Source organism: Sphingopyxis sp. SCN 67-31, assembly GCF_001725095.1.
In genome coordinates this window covers 21,789-34,428 of the sequence record NZ_MEFH01000015.1, presented here as the reverse complement: position 1 = coordinate 34,428, position 12,640 = coordinate 21,789, and the positions used below count along the sequence as shown (strand labels likewise).

Below are 12,640 nucleotides of genomic sequence, written 5' to 3'. Positions count from 1 at the left end.
ACGTTAGTGCGTCAGCCCGGCGGGAGTCATTGACGATTGACATTTTCAAATGTAGCGGCCCGCGCCGCGCAAACAACCGCCGCTGATCGCGCTGTCATACATATCGGTAAGGAAATTCGGCATCGCCCCATCGGTGACAAATACAAGAAATCAAAGGGTGAGATAGACAATTTCCCCGAGCTTAGGCGACTCGGCCTAGGCGACCAGCACATGCCTTTTATTTACGCTGTCGCAGATTTTCCGGCTGAACGACCGGGACACTACACTAGAAATAAGGCGCGTAAAGGCGGACGAAACAACGCGACCGCTGCTGATGCTTTGATCGCGGCGGGACTGGCGCATGGTGTAACGGCAGCCCAGTATCCCGCCAATGACAATCGGGGCGAAAGTATCATCATGCCGCGCATGGAACTGCATGCCTATCTCGGCTCGCGGAGGCCGGCCCATGACATTGGCCCGCTAGTCATAGTCCGCGACGAAAAATACATCGAGACCGCGCTGCGCGACAGTCCGGCTCCTCGGCGGCGATGGCGGACATTAAATGAGTGGCATGAGGCGAAAACAGATTTTAAGGTGCCAGCCGCTGCCGATGCGCCAATGCGCTCAATATTGAACGGCAAATGGAGGTGCGGCGGCCGACTCTTTTCACAAGGTGGCTGGCAAGGATTCAGTGCCGATGAGCGACTGGCCATTGATATTAACGGCGAGCTGGTTTGCGAAGTCGACTTCAAAGCCGTGCATCCATCAATGCTTTATATCCAAAGCGGCCTTATTGCGCCGCCGGATGCATATTCTGCGGGAGCGATGGAGCAGTTTAATCGAGGGCATTGCAAGCTTGCCATGCTCTGCGCGCTCAACACCAAATGCATCCGAACGGCCCAGAAGGCGGTGCAGAACGAGTTATACAAGGAAATCGGCCGGGGTGTTGGCGAATATTCTTGGCGCTTGCTTGACGCCCTGCGCGAAGCTCATGATCCAATCCGGCACATGCTATTTCAAGGTGTCGGACTTAATCTCCAATTCGAAGATAGCCGCATTGCGGAAACCGTCATCTCGGAATCTCTGAGGCGAGGATTTTTCGTTTTTCCGGTTCATGACAGCTTCATCACAGTGGCATCGCGAGCCGATGAGCTAACCGAACTCATGCAAGAAGCGGCAGAAATATGTGGCTTCGGTGGGTTGCGAGTGGAGCAAAAAACCGCCCCGAATGAGATAGCATTCAAAAGCGAATAAATGGCAGAAATCTTAGGAAAAACGTAAAAATGCCTTACTATGGTAGATGGACTTATATGGATGATGGACGATGGACGATGGATGATGGTGAATGGGGGGGATTTTTCGCTTCGTCGGGACTTTTTTCTTCTCCACAGCTCACAATTACATTGCCCTGCTCCGGGGTATCTCTATAAATTTGCAAAATGATAGAGAATTTTCGGGAGGATTAATTTATGTCGTTAGATATAAGCAATCGTGCATTTCGGATGACGCTCATGGCAATTGTTAATGGCCTGCGCGAGGGCGGTCAGCTCAGCGACAAAACCATAGCGGCAATCGCTAGGAATTTGCAGGATGCTGCCAAGCAAAGTAAGAGCGTATCTTACAGTAAAGCAGACATCCCCTATTTTCTAGAATTGGCGCGAGCGGTAGAAGTTGGCGATGATGGTTCGCGTTGCCCGCTTGATCCATCCTAATCCTGCACCGGAAATCGGACGTAAAGCCACGAGCCACGGTATCGTATCTGGGCACCATGCTTGACGATACTTTCCGTGACATTGCCCTATCGATCAGTGCTGCCGTTGGCGGGCCATATCACCCCGGCTCGCTCAACTATCCGGGCGAACCCGTTTACGATCTGGGCGGGAGTATCATCGACCCCGGCACTCCATATGGCGTTGACGTTCACGTTCAGGTTGATGACGTAACGGAAGACATGCGGGCAGACGCTGACTTTCAGGAACGCGACGTGCGGTTGCTGATCCTTGGCCCTGATACGCTCGACGCCGTTCCGACCGTGAGCGTGACGGCTGGGCCATTCTCGGGGCAGCTATACTCGATCCGTTCGGTGTCACGCGACACATTGGGTTTCGCATGGGAATGCCGGGGCAGGGCGATAGGCTAAGGTGCGGCGGTAACTTTGGCACTGCGCTGCGGGCATATCGTTTGCATGCGTTCGACACCCAGCACAGTTTCGAAAACCCAGATACCCGACAGCGTGAACGCCGCTGAGCGGGTTACGTCGGCGCGGCCCATGTGGCCAACAGAACCAAAGCGCCGACCCGTCCCTCGCTCGCTCGTCCGGTGTCACAAACGGGCGGAACGGGCGGGGGACACCCCCCTCGGACTTGGTTCCAATAGTAGGCATCCCTGTGGGGGGGGGCTTCGGGGGCGGGGGTCTTCCTCTCTCTCTCCCAAAAAAATCGGGGAAAAATATGACCGCTGAGGCCGTCATTTCCTTCCTCGAAACGCTCAAAATTCCCGAGGGTCCGAAAGCGGGAGAGCCTCTTCGGCTGGCTTCATACCAGCGTGATTTTGTTCGCGGGGCGATGGCCCCCGATGTCATGGTCGGGTGTCTAAGCATCGGTCGCGGCAATGCGAAAACGGCGCTGTCTGCTGGAATAGCACTTGGTGCGGTGATGGGTGTCTGGGATGACCAGCCCCGGCGCGAGATCATCATGGCGGCGCGCAACCGCGATCAAGCCAAAACGGCATTTGGCTTCATGGTCGGCTTCATCGACGGCCTGCCTGAGGAGGAGCGCGAACTTTTCACGATCCGGCGCGGCTCCCGGCTCGAAATTGAATACGACAATAACGGCACCGGCCTTGCGCGCTGCATTGCCGCCGACGGGCGTTCGATTCTGGGCGGGGCACCTAATCTGGCTATCCTCGACGAGCGGGCAGCGTGGGAGCGCGACAAAGGCGATCTGCTCGAAAACGCGATTTTGTCAGGTCTGGGCAAGCGCAACGGCAAAGCTCTCATCATTTCAACCTCTGCCCCGGACGATGCGAACACTTTCTCGCGCTGGCTCGACGAACCTCCTCCCGGCACCTTCGTGCAAGAGCATCGGCCCCCGTTTGGCCTCCCTGCTGACGATAGAGAATCGCTGCTTCAGGCTAACCCGGGTGCGCTCGAGGGCATCGGTGCGTCGCTGGAATGGCTGGAAGCGCAGGCTCAGCGGGCAATTGCGCGGGGCGGCTCGGCCCTTGCGTCCTTCCGTAATCTCAACCGGAACGAGCGGGTTAGCACCGAGGACCGTTCCGTTCTCATCACCGTGGACGAATGGCTATCGGCTGAGGTCTCTGAACTCCCCGAACGGGATGGCCCGTGCGTGCTGGGTGTCGATCTGGGCGGCTCTCGCTCAATGTCGGCAGCAGCGATGTTTTGGCCGATGACGGGACGCCTTGAGTCTATCGGCACCTTCCCGGCTATTCCCGGCCTCGTGGATCGCGGTGCAGCGGATGGCGTTTCTGGTCGCTATTCGGAGATGCACGAGCGCGGCGAGCTATCCGTGCTGGGCGAAAATACCGTGCCCCCCGGCCCGTGGCTGGCCAGCGTTGTGCGGCAACTCGACGGCTATCCGGTGACTTGCATCGTCGGCGACCGGTTCCGGCACGCCGAGTTTACCGAGGCCATGGCAAAGGCTGGTTTATCGCGCGTCCCCTTCATTTGGCGCGGTTTCGGATGGAAAGACGGCGCGGAGGATATTGAGCGGTTTCGCCGGGCCTTGTTTGACGGGCAAGTTAAGACACTTCCCTCCCTCTTGCTCCGGTCTGCCTTCGCGGATGCAATCACGCTGGTCGATCCGGCAGGCAACGCCAAGCTCGCCAAGGGCCGTTCACTGGGTCGCATTGACGCCGCTGCTGCTACGGTGCTTGCCGTCGCGGAAGGTGCCAGACAGGTTGCCCGGCCTGCTCGCCAAAAAGCTCGGATAGGCTGGGCATGAGGTGGGAACGTCACGGGGCCAGCATTTACAAAACTGCCCGGTGGAAAGCACTGCGACACTCGGCCAAGCGGCGCGACGGTTTCGCGTGCGTAAAATGCGGTTCGTGCCAGCGATTGCAGGTCGATCATATCCAGCCGCTTCGGTCCGATCCGGATCGCGCCTTCGACCTGACGAATCTGCAAACCCTCTGCGGCACCTGCCACAGCAAGAAAACCCGCGTGGAATGCGGGCATCCCGAGCTTTCCCCGGAAAGACAGCAATGGCGCGATTTTATGCGCCTCTCTCCTCCCTCCACTCTCCACACGTAAGGACTCCCTGAATGCTTGAATCCGTTAAAATCTCTCGCCGTCAAAGCGAAATCCGGCAGACGCTGGCTGAACTGGCCGGTAAAGAATCCCCCACCGCCGACGAAACTAGGTCAATGGAAACGCTTGATGGCGAGTATCGCAGCAACGAAATCCGCTATCGCGCCGCTTTGATCGCTGAAGATGGCGAGCGCCGGGAAGCTGGCACTGAACTGGAAACCCGCTCAGACCGCGAGTTTGCTGATCTGGTCGCAGGCTTTGAAATGCGCCAGGTCATGCTTGCGCTGGACGAAGGCCGCTCCCTTGAGGGCCGAACGGCTGAGGTCGTGCAGGAACTGCGATCGGCCGGCGGCTATCGCGGGGTTCCCGTTCCGCTCATGGCCCTTGAAACACGGGCGGGCGAAACCATTGCCAGCGGCACGCCCGATCCGATCCAGACGCGGCCGATTATCGACCGTCTCTTCCCCGGCTCCGTCGCGGCGCAAATGGGCGCGCAGCTTATCCAGATTGGCAGCGGCGCGGTCGAATGGCCGGTGACGACCAGCGCGGTCACGGCAGGCTGGGCGAACGGTGAACTTGCCAATGTGGCCGGTCCGACGACCTATGCGACGACCGACAAGGCCCTGAAACCCGAACAGACGCTGGGCATCCATATGCGTGTCAGCCGAAAAGCAATGCTGCAATCGGGCGATGCGCTGGAACAGGCCATTCGGCGCGACATGAACGGCACCATGGGCGCCGAACTCGACAAGGCGATTTTCCTCGGCACGGGTGCGAACGGTCAGCCCCTCGGCGTCGTCGCGGGCGCTGGCACCTATGGCATTACGAGCACGAGCGCGGCGGGTCCGGCAACGTGGGCAGCGCTGCGGGCTGCGGTGGTGCGGTTCATGGCGGCGAACGCGGCATCTGGCCCCGAGGCGGTGAAGGCGCTGATTCGTCCCGAAATGTGGAGCTACATGGATGGTACCGAGGCCTTCACCGGCTCCGGCGTCACCGAGTTTGATCGCGCGAAGGCGCAGCTCGGGGGAATCGTCCAGACCGCCAATGCCCTGCCGACGCCGGGAGGCACGCCGCCGGTGGCGTTGCTGACCACGAATGCAGGCGGCGTCGCCCCGGTGTTCGTCGGCCTGTGGGGTGCGGTCGATCTGATCCGCGATCCGTTCTCGGACGCGCAATCGGGCGGTCTCCGGCTCACGGCCCTCACGACTGCCGACGTTACGGTGGCTCGACCGGCGCAGCTTCAGGTTGTGACCGGCCTTGAGATCACGGACCCGAGCTGATGGCCCCCGTCTTTGATGCGGGGCTGGAACTGCGAGCCGCTGGGGATGGAACCCGGCGGCTCAAAGGCAGCTTTCCTTATCGCAAGCGCGCGGTGATGGATGCAGGCGGCAATGGGCGTCGGCCTAAGAAAGAGCAATTCGCCCCAAAAGCTTTTTCCTACGCCGTAAACGATGCCGACCGTGACATCCACCTCTTAATCGGCCATTCGTTCGACAAGCCGCTGGCATCGCGGAAAGCCGGAACGCTGCTGCTTTCTGACACGTCGGCGGCATTGAACTTTGAAGCGATCTTAACCCCGGAAATCTTACGAAGCACATGGGCGCAGGATTTTATCGCAGCCTTTGAAGCGGGCCTTATCGGTGGAATCAGTCCTGGCTTCAGGGTTGCGCCACCGGAAGCGGTCGCCAAACCGGAAGAGACAACGGAAGAGAATCCGGCGGAAGGTAACGCCCTGATCCGCACCATTTTCGCGGCGATCCTGTTCGAGCTCTCGATGGTGACGCGGCCTGCATATCACGACACCGAGGCCGATCTGCGCTCGTTCAATCCTGCCCCAGATGCTCCCCCGGCGTCCTATCTCAACGCCTTGCGAAGGTGGCGCGCATGAGAAAAGAGCAGGCAATCCTCACTCAGCTTGAAGGCATCCCAGCAAGCTACCCCGCCGTCGAGGGCGTGACCGGCTCAGCGTTGGCCGTCGCGTGGCAAAGGATCGAGTATCACATCGCCTTTCGCTATACGCCGCGCTCGGTGGAGTGGCGCGTGCTGTCCACTGGCTGCGAGTTTATCCCGCCACTGGCTCCGGTAACGGGTATCGAGATTCAGGTCGGCGACGATGCGCCCTATTCGCCTGAAACTGGCCCTCTGGGAGGCTATATTCTCCCCTGCGGTCTGGTGACGATCACCGGCTCGGTCGGCGCTGGCCCTGCCCCCGCTGCCGTTCTGGAAGCCGTCCGCCGATACGCAAAATATATCGAATCTGGAAGCAAACTGCCCGTGGGCGTGAATCGCTTTAGCTCCGGCGATGCCGATGTCTCGATCCGTGGCGATCAGGTTTCACCGTCGATGGCAATGGCGAACTCTGGCGCTGGCGATCTGCTTCGTCCCTTTAGAAGGGTCTTCTAAAATGAACCTGCTTCAACGTCTATTCAACAAGGCGGAAACCCGTTCCGCGTCGAATGCGGGATATACTTCTCAGGTCATGGCAGCCCGCGAGGCCTATGTCGCTGGGCGGCTCGGTCTGGGCGATCTGACTGCCACGGTTCAAACGTGTGTCTCGCTTTGGGAATCCGGCTTTGCGCTGGCCGACATCACCGGAACTGACATGCTCAGGCGGCAGGATATGGCGATTGCTGCCCGGGCGATGGCGCTGCGGGGCGAGGCTGTCTTTCTGATCCGCGATCAGCTGATCCCGATCATAGACTATGACCTTTCGACCCGTGACGGGGTGCCCAAGGCGTATCGCGTGGCTATTCCGGAGATTGGCGGGGGGCGGAACGAAACCGTGCTGGCTGCCGAGGTGCTGCATTTTCGCGTAGCCCCTGATCCGGGTGCACCGTGGGCAGGACAGGCTCCCTTGCGCCGGGCACAGCTTACGGCTGGGTTGCTTCACACGTTGGAATCGGCGCTGGCTGAGGTTTACGAAAACGCGCCGCTCGGCTCGCAAGTCGTTCCGTTTCCCGAATCCCCCGACGTGGACCTCGACACGCTGGGCCGAGGCTTTCGCGCTCGCCGGGGCCGGGTCATGCTCCGTGAGTCTGTGAACGTGACTGCTGCTGGCGGGCCAACGCCGCAACAGGACTGGAAGCCTCAGGGCGTCACTCCAGACCTTCAGCCGTCGCAGGCCGTGCAAAGCCTTTCTGAAGCAAGGGGAGCGATCTTTGCCGCGTTCGGTGTTTTGCCCGCAATGTTTGCTCCCAACGCCCAAGGTCCGCTTGTGAGGGAAGCGCAGCGTCATCTCGCGCAATGGATTTTGCAGCCAATGGCCGTTATGATGGCAGAAGAAGCGAGCGACAAGCTTGCCAGCCAAATCTCCATTGACGTCGTGCGTCCAGCGCAAGCCTTTGATGCGGGCGGTCGTGCCCGTGCTTTTGGCGCGATGGTTCAGGCACTGACACAGGCCAAGGAGGCGGGTCTCGATCCGCAAGCGGTGGAAGATGCGCTATCCTTCATTGATTGGGCAGAGTGATGACTGACATCAAAAACAACTTAGAAGCCGCAGTATCCGATATGGCGTTCCGCTTGTGGGAAGAGGAACATAAACACCCCCCTAAAGCGTCGGACGCCGAATCGTTCCTTGTCCTCGTGGCGGCTTGCCGGGAAGCCCTCAGCGGCAAAAAGGCCAGCAAGGGATATAACCTTGCGAAGATGGTCGGCGAATCGCCCCACAAGGGCTGAGTTTCTGCCGTTTCCCATGTCACGCCGTGTTGCATCCATGTTGCATGGAGTCGCCGTCACCGGTTTGAAACCGACGGAAATCTGCGGAATTGCGTGGAACACGGTGTAACACGGCTCAAAACTGACTGATTTACCGAGCCTCTTATAAGTCTTTGATATTCAGTCATTTTTTGTGGTGGACAGGGCTGGATTCGAACCAGCGTACGGGAAACCCGGGCAGATTTACAGTCTGCTGCCTTTAACCACTCGGCCACCTGTCCATGGGGCCCCTGCGGGGAAGCGGTGCCATGGCGAAACGAGGCTTGCCTGTCAATGGCAGTCGTGGGAAAGGCCGCGCGCTATGCGACAAATTTCCCGTCATCGCCGCCCGCAGGGTGGCAATCCGCGCGGTCAGGGCGTCCGGCTTTGGGGCCGGCACGCCGTGCTGGCCGCACTCGCCAATCCCGAGCGCCGCGTCCGGCGCATCTGGGGCACGCGCGAAGCGCTCGGTCAGCTCGACCTGCCGCCGGTGATTCCGATCAGCTATGCCGATGTCGCCGACCTTGCGCGACTCGTCGCACGCGATGCGCCGCACCAAGGGCTGGTGATCGAAGTTGATCCGCTCGACGATATCTTCCTCGCCGACATATTGCAGGCTGAGGTCGATGCCGATAGCCGGCGCCCGCTCGTCCTGCTCGACCAGGTGACCGACCCGCACAATATCGGTGCGGTGCTTCGCTCGGCTGCGGCCTTCGATGCTGCCGCCATCATCACGCAGGACCGACACAGCCCGCCCGAAAGCGGTGTCATCGCGCGCGCCGCGTCGGGTGCGCTCGAAACCGTGCCGTGGATACGCGTCGTCAACCTGTCGCGCGCGCTCGATGAGATCGCCGAGGCGCAATATTGGCGCATCGGTCTGACCGGCGATACCCGGACGACGCTCGGCGAGGCGCTCGACGGCAGCAAGGTGGCGCTGGTGCTGGGGTCGGAGGGCGATGGCATGCGCCACAATGTCGTCGAGCATTGCGACGTGCTCGCGCGGCTACCGATCTCGCCGCGCATGGAAAGCCTGAACATCTCGAACGCCGCGGCGGTCGCGCTCTACGCGGTCGCGACCACGACGGCCTGATCGGCGTTCCGGCGAAAGCCGGGATCGCTATCGCTATACAGAAGGCCAGAGGTCCCAGCGTTCGCTAGGGCGACTTTCGGGCTCAATCCTCTTCGGCGATCCGCACCCGCAGACCATCGAGTTCGGCGGTGAAGGGAATCTGGCACGACAGGCGCGAATTGCCGTCGCGGTCGCTCGTCGAATCGAGCAGGTCGTTCTCGTCTTCGCTCATCGCGGGAATCGCATCGCGGCTGCCTTCTTCGACATGGACATGACACGTCGCGCACGAACAGCAGCCGCCGCACAGCGCCAGCAGTTCGTCGAAGCCCGCATCGCGGATATTCTCCATCACGGTCAGGCTGGTGTCGCCTTCGATCTCATGCTCGGTCCCGTCACGCGTCACGACAATCAGCTTGGCCATGCTCATCCCCATAATTTTCGAGTCGGCTGGCCTATGTCGCGCGTTGCACAGCAAATCAAGCGCTGCTAGGGAAACGACAGGAACAAAAAGGGAATATCGAATGGGCCTGAGCCATGAGCAGTTGACCGCGGGAATCGACGCGCTGGCGGCGGTCGAACCGAATTTCGCGCGCGCGCTCGGCAACGCCGGCTATCCCGAACCGCGCATCCGCGAGCCCGGCTACACGACCTTGCTGCGCACGATCGTCGGCCAGCAGGTCAGCGTCGCCGCCGCCAATTCGATCTGGAACAAACTGGAGGCCGGGTTCGGCGAAGGCTGCCCGGCGGACGTGATGGCCGCGGCCGAGTTCGACGCGCTGCGTGCCTGCGGCCTGTCGGCGCAGAAGCAGAGCTATGCCAAGAGCCTCGCGCAGCTCGTGCTCGACGGCGCGCTCGATTTCGACGCCCTCCCCGCCGACGACGAAGAGGCGATCGCGTTGCTCACCAAGGTCAAGGGCATCGGCCGCTGGTCGGCCGAAATCTACCTGCTCTTCGCCGAGGGACGCCCCGACATCTGGCCTGCGGGCGACCTTGCGGTGCAGGAAGCAGTCGGCCGCATCCTGTGCCTCGACGCGCGGCCGAGCGAGAAAAGGGTACGTGAACTCGCCGAACCCTGGCGCCCGCACCGCGGCGCGGCGGCGATCTTCAGTTGGCACTGCTATAACATGGACGTGATCTAACGTCCCTACCCCTACCCCGAAATCTCCGTCAGGATGCGCATTGCGCCAACGCCTGCGTAACCGGTTTCAGATTGTTTTCGCGGTCATATTCCGACAGCGTTCCGTCCTTCTGATAGGCTTGCATGATGGCCAGGGATTCGCGCAAGGCCGGGCATTGCAGATCCGGGCGCCCGAGGACGGCATAGACTCCGGCGCCGTCCTTCAACCCCACGGCGAGATGCAACCGAGCGCCCTTGTTGCCGCCACTCTTGGCGGCCAGCGAACGGCGAATGGCGATCGCTTCCCGCGCCGCGGCGATCGCCGCCGGCCTGTCGCGGCGGGCGCTTTGAATCTGGGCCAGCACCATGCCGGTCAGCGCCACCGATTCGGGCCAGCCCGCATCCCTGGGGTTCGCCGCCTGCTGCGCCCGCGCGAGGCTCTGCCCTTCGTTGATCGTCGCCAATGCGTCGTCCAGCCGGCCGGCGACGCGGTACATGTCGCCCAGCGACCAGAGCGATGCGACCAGCTTTCGGACCGTGGCGGGGTCGCCCTTCGAGGCGCGAACGATGTCACGGTTGAGGGCCACCGCTTCGCGCATGCGCGCGATCGCCTGGTCGGGCTTGTCGGCATAGCGGTAGACTTCGCCGCTCTGGCGCAACAGGCCCGACAGGGCAATGCGGGTGGCCTGCTCGTCGCGAAGAGCCGGCGGCATCGTCTGCACCAACTTGATGCCCGCTTCGTAGGTCGCTCCCGCCTTCGGCAGGTCATTGTCCCAGCCATAGCTGTCGCCCAGATACAGATAGGCACCGGCCAGGGCGCCGGCGCTGCGCGGCGTCTGCCGCGCCAGCCCACCGAGAAGCCGCTGCGCCTCCTGGGCCTGTGCACGCGCGACCTTGGCATCGCCGTCGCCGTACAAGCTTTCTCCGGCCGCGGTCGCCAACAGGTGGCCGAGCGACAAGGATATGTCATCGCGGCGCGGATAGTCGCGATGCAATTGCCCGAGCAGGTTCAGCGCATGCTGCCGAAGCCGCTTCCCCTCCTCGCGCTTGCCAAGCGATCCGCCGCCGGTGAAGCCGATCAGCTTCGACAGGCGGAAATAGCCCTCGCCGACCTCCAGCCGCACATCGATCGGCGCGTCGCGGTCCGCAGCCAGCTTGTCGAGATAGGTCTTGCCGCTATCGGCAAGCAGCAATTTGGCATCGGTCGTTCCGGGCACCGCGTCGATGGCGTCATAGGCGTCGAACAGCAATATCTTCGCCAAGGCGCGCACGTCGTCGAACCGGGCCTCGGCGCGCAGGCGGGCGTCCTCGGCGCGGGCGTTGGCGACCAGCACGGCGATCAGCGCCGCCGTCAACCCCAGCAGCGCCACCGATGCGAACGCGACCGGCCACCGATTGCGCCCGACGAATTTGGCGAGCAGGTAGCGCTTGCCGCCGCCATATGCCGACACCGGCCGGCCGGCGCGCCACGCGGCGACGTCCCCGCGCAGCATCTGCGCGGTCTCGTATCGCTTGCCGGGATCGGCCTCCGTCGCCCGGGCGATGACGGCATCGAGTTCCGGGTCGCGTTCGGCGCCGTCAATCAGGAACGCCAGCACCTTGCCGAGCGAATAGATGTCGACCAGCGTCGTCGCCTCGCCGCCCGTCATCCGTTCGGGCGCGGCATAGCCGGGGGTCAGGCTGAGCGTCGCCAGCGACGGGCCGACGCCGGCGCGGTCCTGCCACAGCGCCGATACCGGCTTGGCGATGCCGAAATCAATCAGCTTGGCGACGCTGTCGCGCGTCACCAATATGTTCGACGGCGTGATGTCGCGGTGGATGATCAGGTTGCGATGGGCAAAGGCGACCGCGTCGCACACGCTCTCGAACAGATCGAGCCGCCGGTCGAGGCCGGGCTTTTCCTTCGACAGCCAGTCGCCCAGCGAATCGCCGTCGACATATTCCATCACGATATAGGGCAGGCCGCCGCCGGTCTGTCCGCCATCGAAAAGCCTTGCGATATTGGGATGGCCCAGATCGGCCAGCGCCTGGCGTTCATGCTGAAACCGCTCGATCAGCGCTTCGGACAGCAGCCCCGGTTTGATGAGCTTGATCGCGACGACGTGGTTGAAATCGCCGCCGACCCGCTCCCCCTTGTAGACGGTGCCCATGCCGCCCCGACCGATGACGTCGATGATGCGATACTGCCCGATCCGTTCGGGAACCGGTTCGTCGTCGATCATCGACGCAGCCATGCCGGTCTGCAGACCGGGGTCGCCACTTGCGGCCAACAGCGACTCGAGCCGCGCGCGCAGTTCGGGTTCACCCGCCGTTCGCGCGTCGATCCACACAACCCGTCGCTCAGGGGCAACCGCGAGCAATTCCTCGAAAAATCGAAGCACCCGTATTTCGCGTTCGCGCTCGTTCATGCTGATCCCCCCGATCTCGCCCGGGTCGATCCTAGTATATTTTCGCGGCAGGTCGATCCTTTGGATCGCCCTGCGTCCCGGAATGGGAACACCGACGAAAAAGGCCG

General features: G+C 61.9%; 13 protein-coding genes and 1 tRNA gene. 11 read left to right on the top strand and 3 right to left on the bottom strand.

Features of this window, described 5'->3' with window-relative positions:
* Positions 1–36: 36 nt before the first annotated feature.
* From ABS88_RS02240 to ABS88_RS02205, 9 genes are all read left to right on the top strand, one after another.
* Positions 37–1,233: a hypothetical protein gene (locus ABS88_RS02240; protein WP_286748954.1), complete on the top strand. Its 1,197-nt coding sequence runs from the start codon at positions 37–39 to the stop codon at positions 1,231–1,233.
* 215 nt (positions 1,234–1,448) lie between these two features.
* Complete coding sequence (locus tag ABS88_RS02235) at positions 1,449–1,691, top strand: hypothetical protein (protein ID WP_286748952.1); 243 nt, start codon at positions 1,449–1,451, stop codon at positions 1,689–1,691.
* Between the two features lie 738 nt (positions 1,692–2,429).
* A complete protein-coding gene (locus ABS88_RS02230) occupies positions 2,430–3,941 on the top strand; it encodes a terminase large subunit domain-containing protein (RefSeq protein ID WP_286748951.1) in 1,512 nt (503 codons plus the stop codon).
* Positions 3,938–4,249 (top strand): HNH endonuclease, encoded by a 312-nt coding sequence (locus ABS88_RS24995; protein ID WP_353745037.1) that lies wholly within the window; start codon positions 3,938–3,940, stop codon positions 4,247–4,249. The genes ABS88_RS02230 and ABS88_RS24995 overlap by 4 nt, the downstream gene beginning before the upstream one ends.
* Before the next feature lie 11 nt (positions 4,250–4,260).
* A complete protein-coding gene (locus tag ABS88_RS02225) occupies positions 4,261–5,526 on the top strand; it encodes a phage major capsid protein (RefSeq protein WP_286748949.1) in 1,266 nt (421 codons plus the stop codon).
* Positions 5,526–6,134 carry an HK97 family phage prohead protease gene (locus ABS88_RS02220; RefSeq protein ID WP_286748947.1) on the top strand — a complete coding sequence of 203 codons (609 nt, stop codon included), beginning with the start codon at positions 5,526–5,528 and terminating at the stop codon, positions 6,132–6,134. Before ABS88_RS02225 ends, ABS88_RS02220 begins: the two co-directional genes overlap by 1 nt.
* Positions 6,131–6,649 (top strand): hypothetical protein, encoded by a 519-nt coding sequence (locus ABS88_RS02215; protein WP_286748945.1) that lies wholly within the window; start codon positions 6,131–6,133, stop codon positions 6,647–6,649. The genes ABS88_RS02220 and ABS88_RS02215 overlap by 4 nt, the downstream gene beginning before the upstream one ends.
* Before the next feature lies 1 nt (position 6,650).
* A complete protein-coding gene (locus tag ABS88_RS02210) occupies positions 6,651–7,712 on the top strand; it encodes a phage portal protein (protein ID WP_286748943.1) in 1,062 nt (353 codons plus the stop codon).
* Complete coding sequence (locus ABS88_RS02205) at positions 7,712–7,921, top strand: hypothetical protein (RefSeq protein WP_286748941.1); 210 nt, start codon at positions 7,712–7,714, stop codon at positions 7,919–7,921. Before ABS88_RS02210 ends, ABS88_RS02205 begins: the two co-directional genes overlap by 1 nt.
* A gap of 173 nt (positions 7,922–8,094) precedes the next feature.
* On the opposite strand, the gene ABS88_RS02200 is transcribed toward ABS88_RS02205, so the two are convergent.
* Positions 8,095–8,181, bottom strand: a tRNA-Tyr gene (locus tag ABS88_RS02200).
* Between the two features lie 80 nt (positions 8,182–8,261).
* On the opposite strand from ABS88_RS02200, the gene rlmB reads away from it, so the two are divergent.
* Complete coding sequence (gene rlmB / locus ABS88_RS02195) at positions 8,262–9,029, top strand: 23S rRNA (guanosine(2251)-2'-O)-methyltransferase RlmB (RefSeq protein WP_104959547.1); 768 nt, start codon at positions 8,262–8,264, stop codon at positions 9,027–9,029.
* An 82-nt stretch (positions 9,030–9,111) separates the two neighbouring features.
* Here rlmB and ABS88_RS02190 read toward each other — a convergent pair whose 3' ends face one another.
* Positions 9,112–9,429 (bottom strand): 2Fe-2S iron-sulfur cluster-binding protein, encoded by a 318-nt coding sequence (locus ABS88_RS02190; RefSeq protein WP_067107528.1) that lies wholly within the window; start codon positions 9,427–9,429, stop codon positions 9,112–9,114.
* 100 nt (positions 9,430–9,529) lie between these two features.
* Here ABS88_RS02190 and ABS88_RS02185 point away from each other — a divergent pair, with 100 nt between their 5' ends.
* Positions 9,530–10,147 (top strand): DNA-3-methyladenine glycosylase family protein, encoded by a 618-nt coding sequence (locus ABS88_RS02185; protein WP_067107452.1) that lies wholly within the window; start codon positions 9,530–9,532, stop codon positions 10,145–10,147.
* Positions 10,148–10,175: 28 nt separating this feature from the next.
* Here the strand turns inward: ABS88_RS02185 and ABS88_RS02180 are convergent, their stop codons facing one another.
* On the bottom strand, positions 10,176–12,533 hold the full coding sequence (locus ABS88_RS02180) for a serine/threonine-protein kinase (protein ID WP_158682152.1): 2,358 nt from the start codon (positions 12,531–12,533) through the stop codon (positions 10,176–10,178).
* Between the last annotated feature and the right edge of the window lie 107 nt (positions 12,534–12,640).

Excerpts from the sequence above, each read along its gene's own strand:
- ABS88_RS02235 (WP_286748952.1), top strand. The coding sequence starts at position 1,449 with ATGTCGTTAGATATAAGCAATCGTGCATTTCGGATGACGCTCATGGCA.
- ABS88_RS02230 (WP_286748951.1), top strand. The coding sequence starts at position 2,430 with ATGACCGCTGAGGCCGTCATTTCCTTCCTCGAAACGCTCAAAATTCCC.
- ABS88_RS24995 (WP_353745037.1), top strand. The coding sequence starts at position 3,938 with ATGAGGTGGGAACGTCACGGGGCCAGCATTTACAAAACTGCCCGGTGG.
- ABS88_RS02225 (WP_286748949.1), top strand. The coding sequence starts at position 4,261 with ATGCTTGAATCCGTTAAAATCTCTCGCCGTCAAAGCGAAATCCGGCAG.
- ABS88_RS02220 (WP_286748947.1), top strand. The coding sequence starts at position 5,526 with ATGGCCCCCGTCTTTGATGCGGGGCTGGAACTGCGAGCCGCTGGGGAT.
- ABS88_RS02215 (WP_286748945.1), top strand. The coding sequence starts at position 6,131 with ATGAGAAAAGAGCAGGCAATCCTCACTCAGCTTGAAGGCATCCCAGCA.
- ABS88_RS02210 (WP_286748943.1), top strand. The coding sequence starts at position 6,651 with ATGAACCTGCTTCAACGTCTATTCAACAAGGCGGAAACCCGTTCCGCG.
- ABS88_RS02205 (WP_286748941.1), top strand. The coding sequence starts at position 7,712 with ATGACTGACATCAAAAACAACTTAGAAGCCGCAGTATCCGATATGGCG.
- rlmB (WP_104959547.1), top strand. The coding sequence starts at position 8,262 with ATGCGACAAATTTCCCGTCATCGCCGCCCGCAGGGTGGCAATCCGCGC.
- ABS88_RS02190 (WP_067107528.1), bottom strand. The coding sequence starts at position 9,429 with ATGGCCAAGCTGATTGTCGTGACGCGTGACGGGACCGAGCATGAGATC.
- ABS88_RS02185 (WP_067107452.1), top strand. The coding sequence starts at position 9,530 with ATGGGCCTGAGCCATGAGCAGTTGACCGCGGGAATCGACGCGCTGGCG.
- ABS88_RS02180 (WP_158682152.1), bottom strand. The coding sequence starts at position 12,533 with ATGAACGAGCGCGAACGCGAAATACGGGTGCTTCGATTTTTCGAGGAA.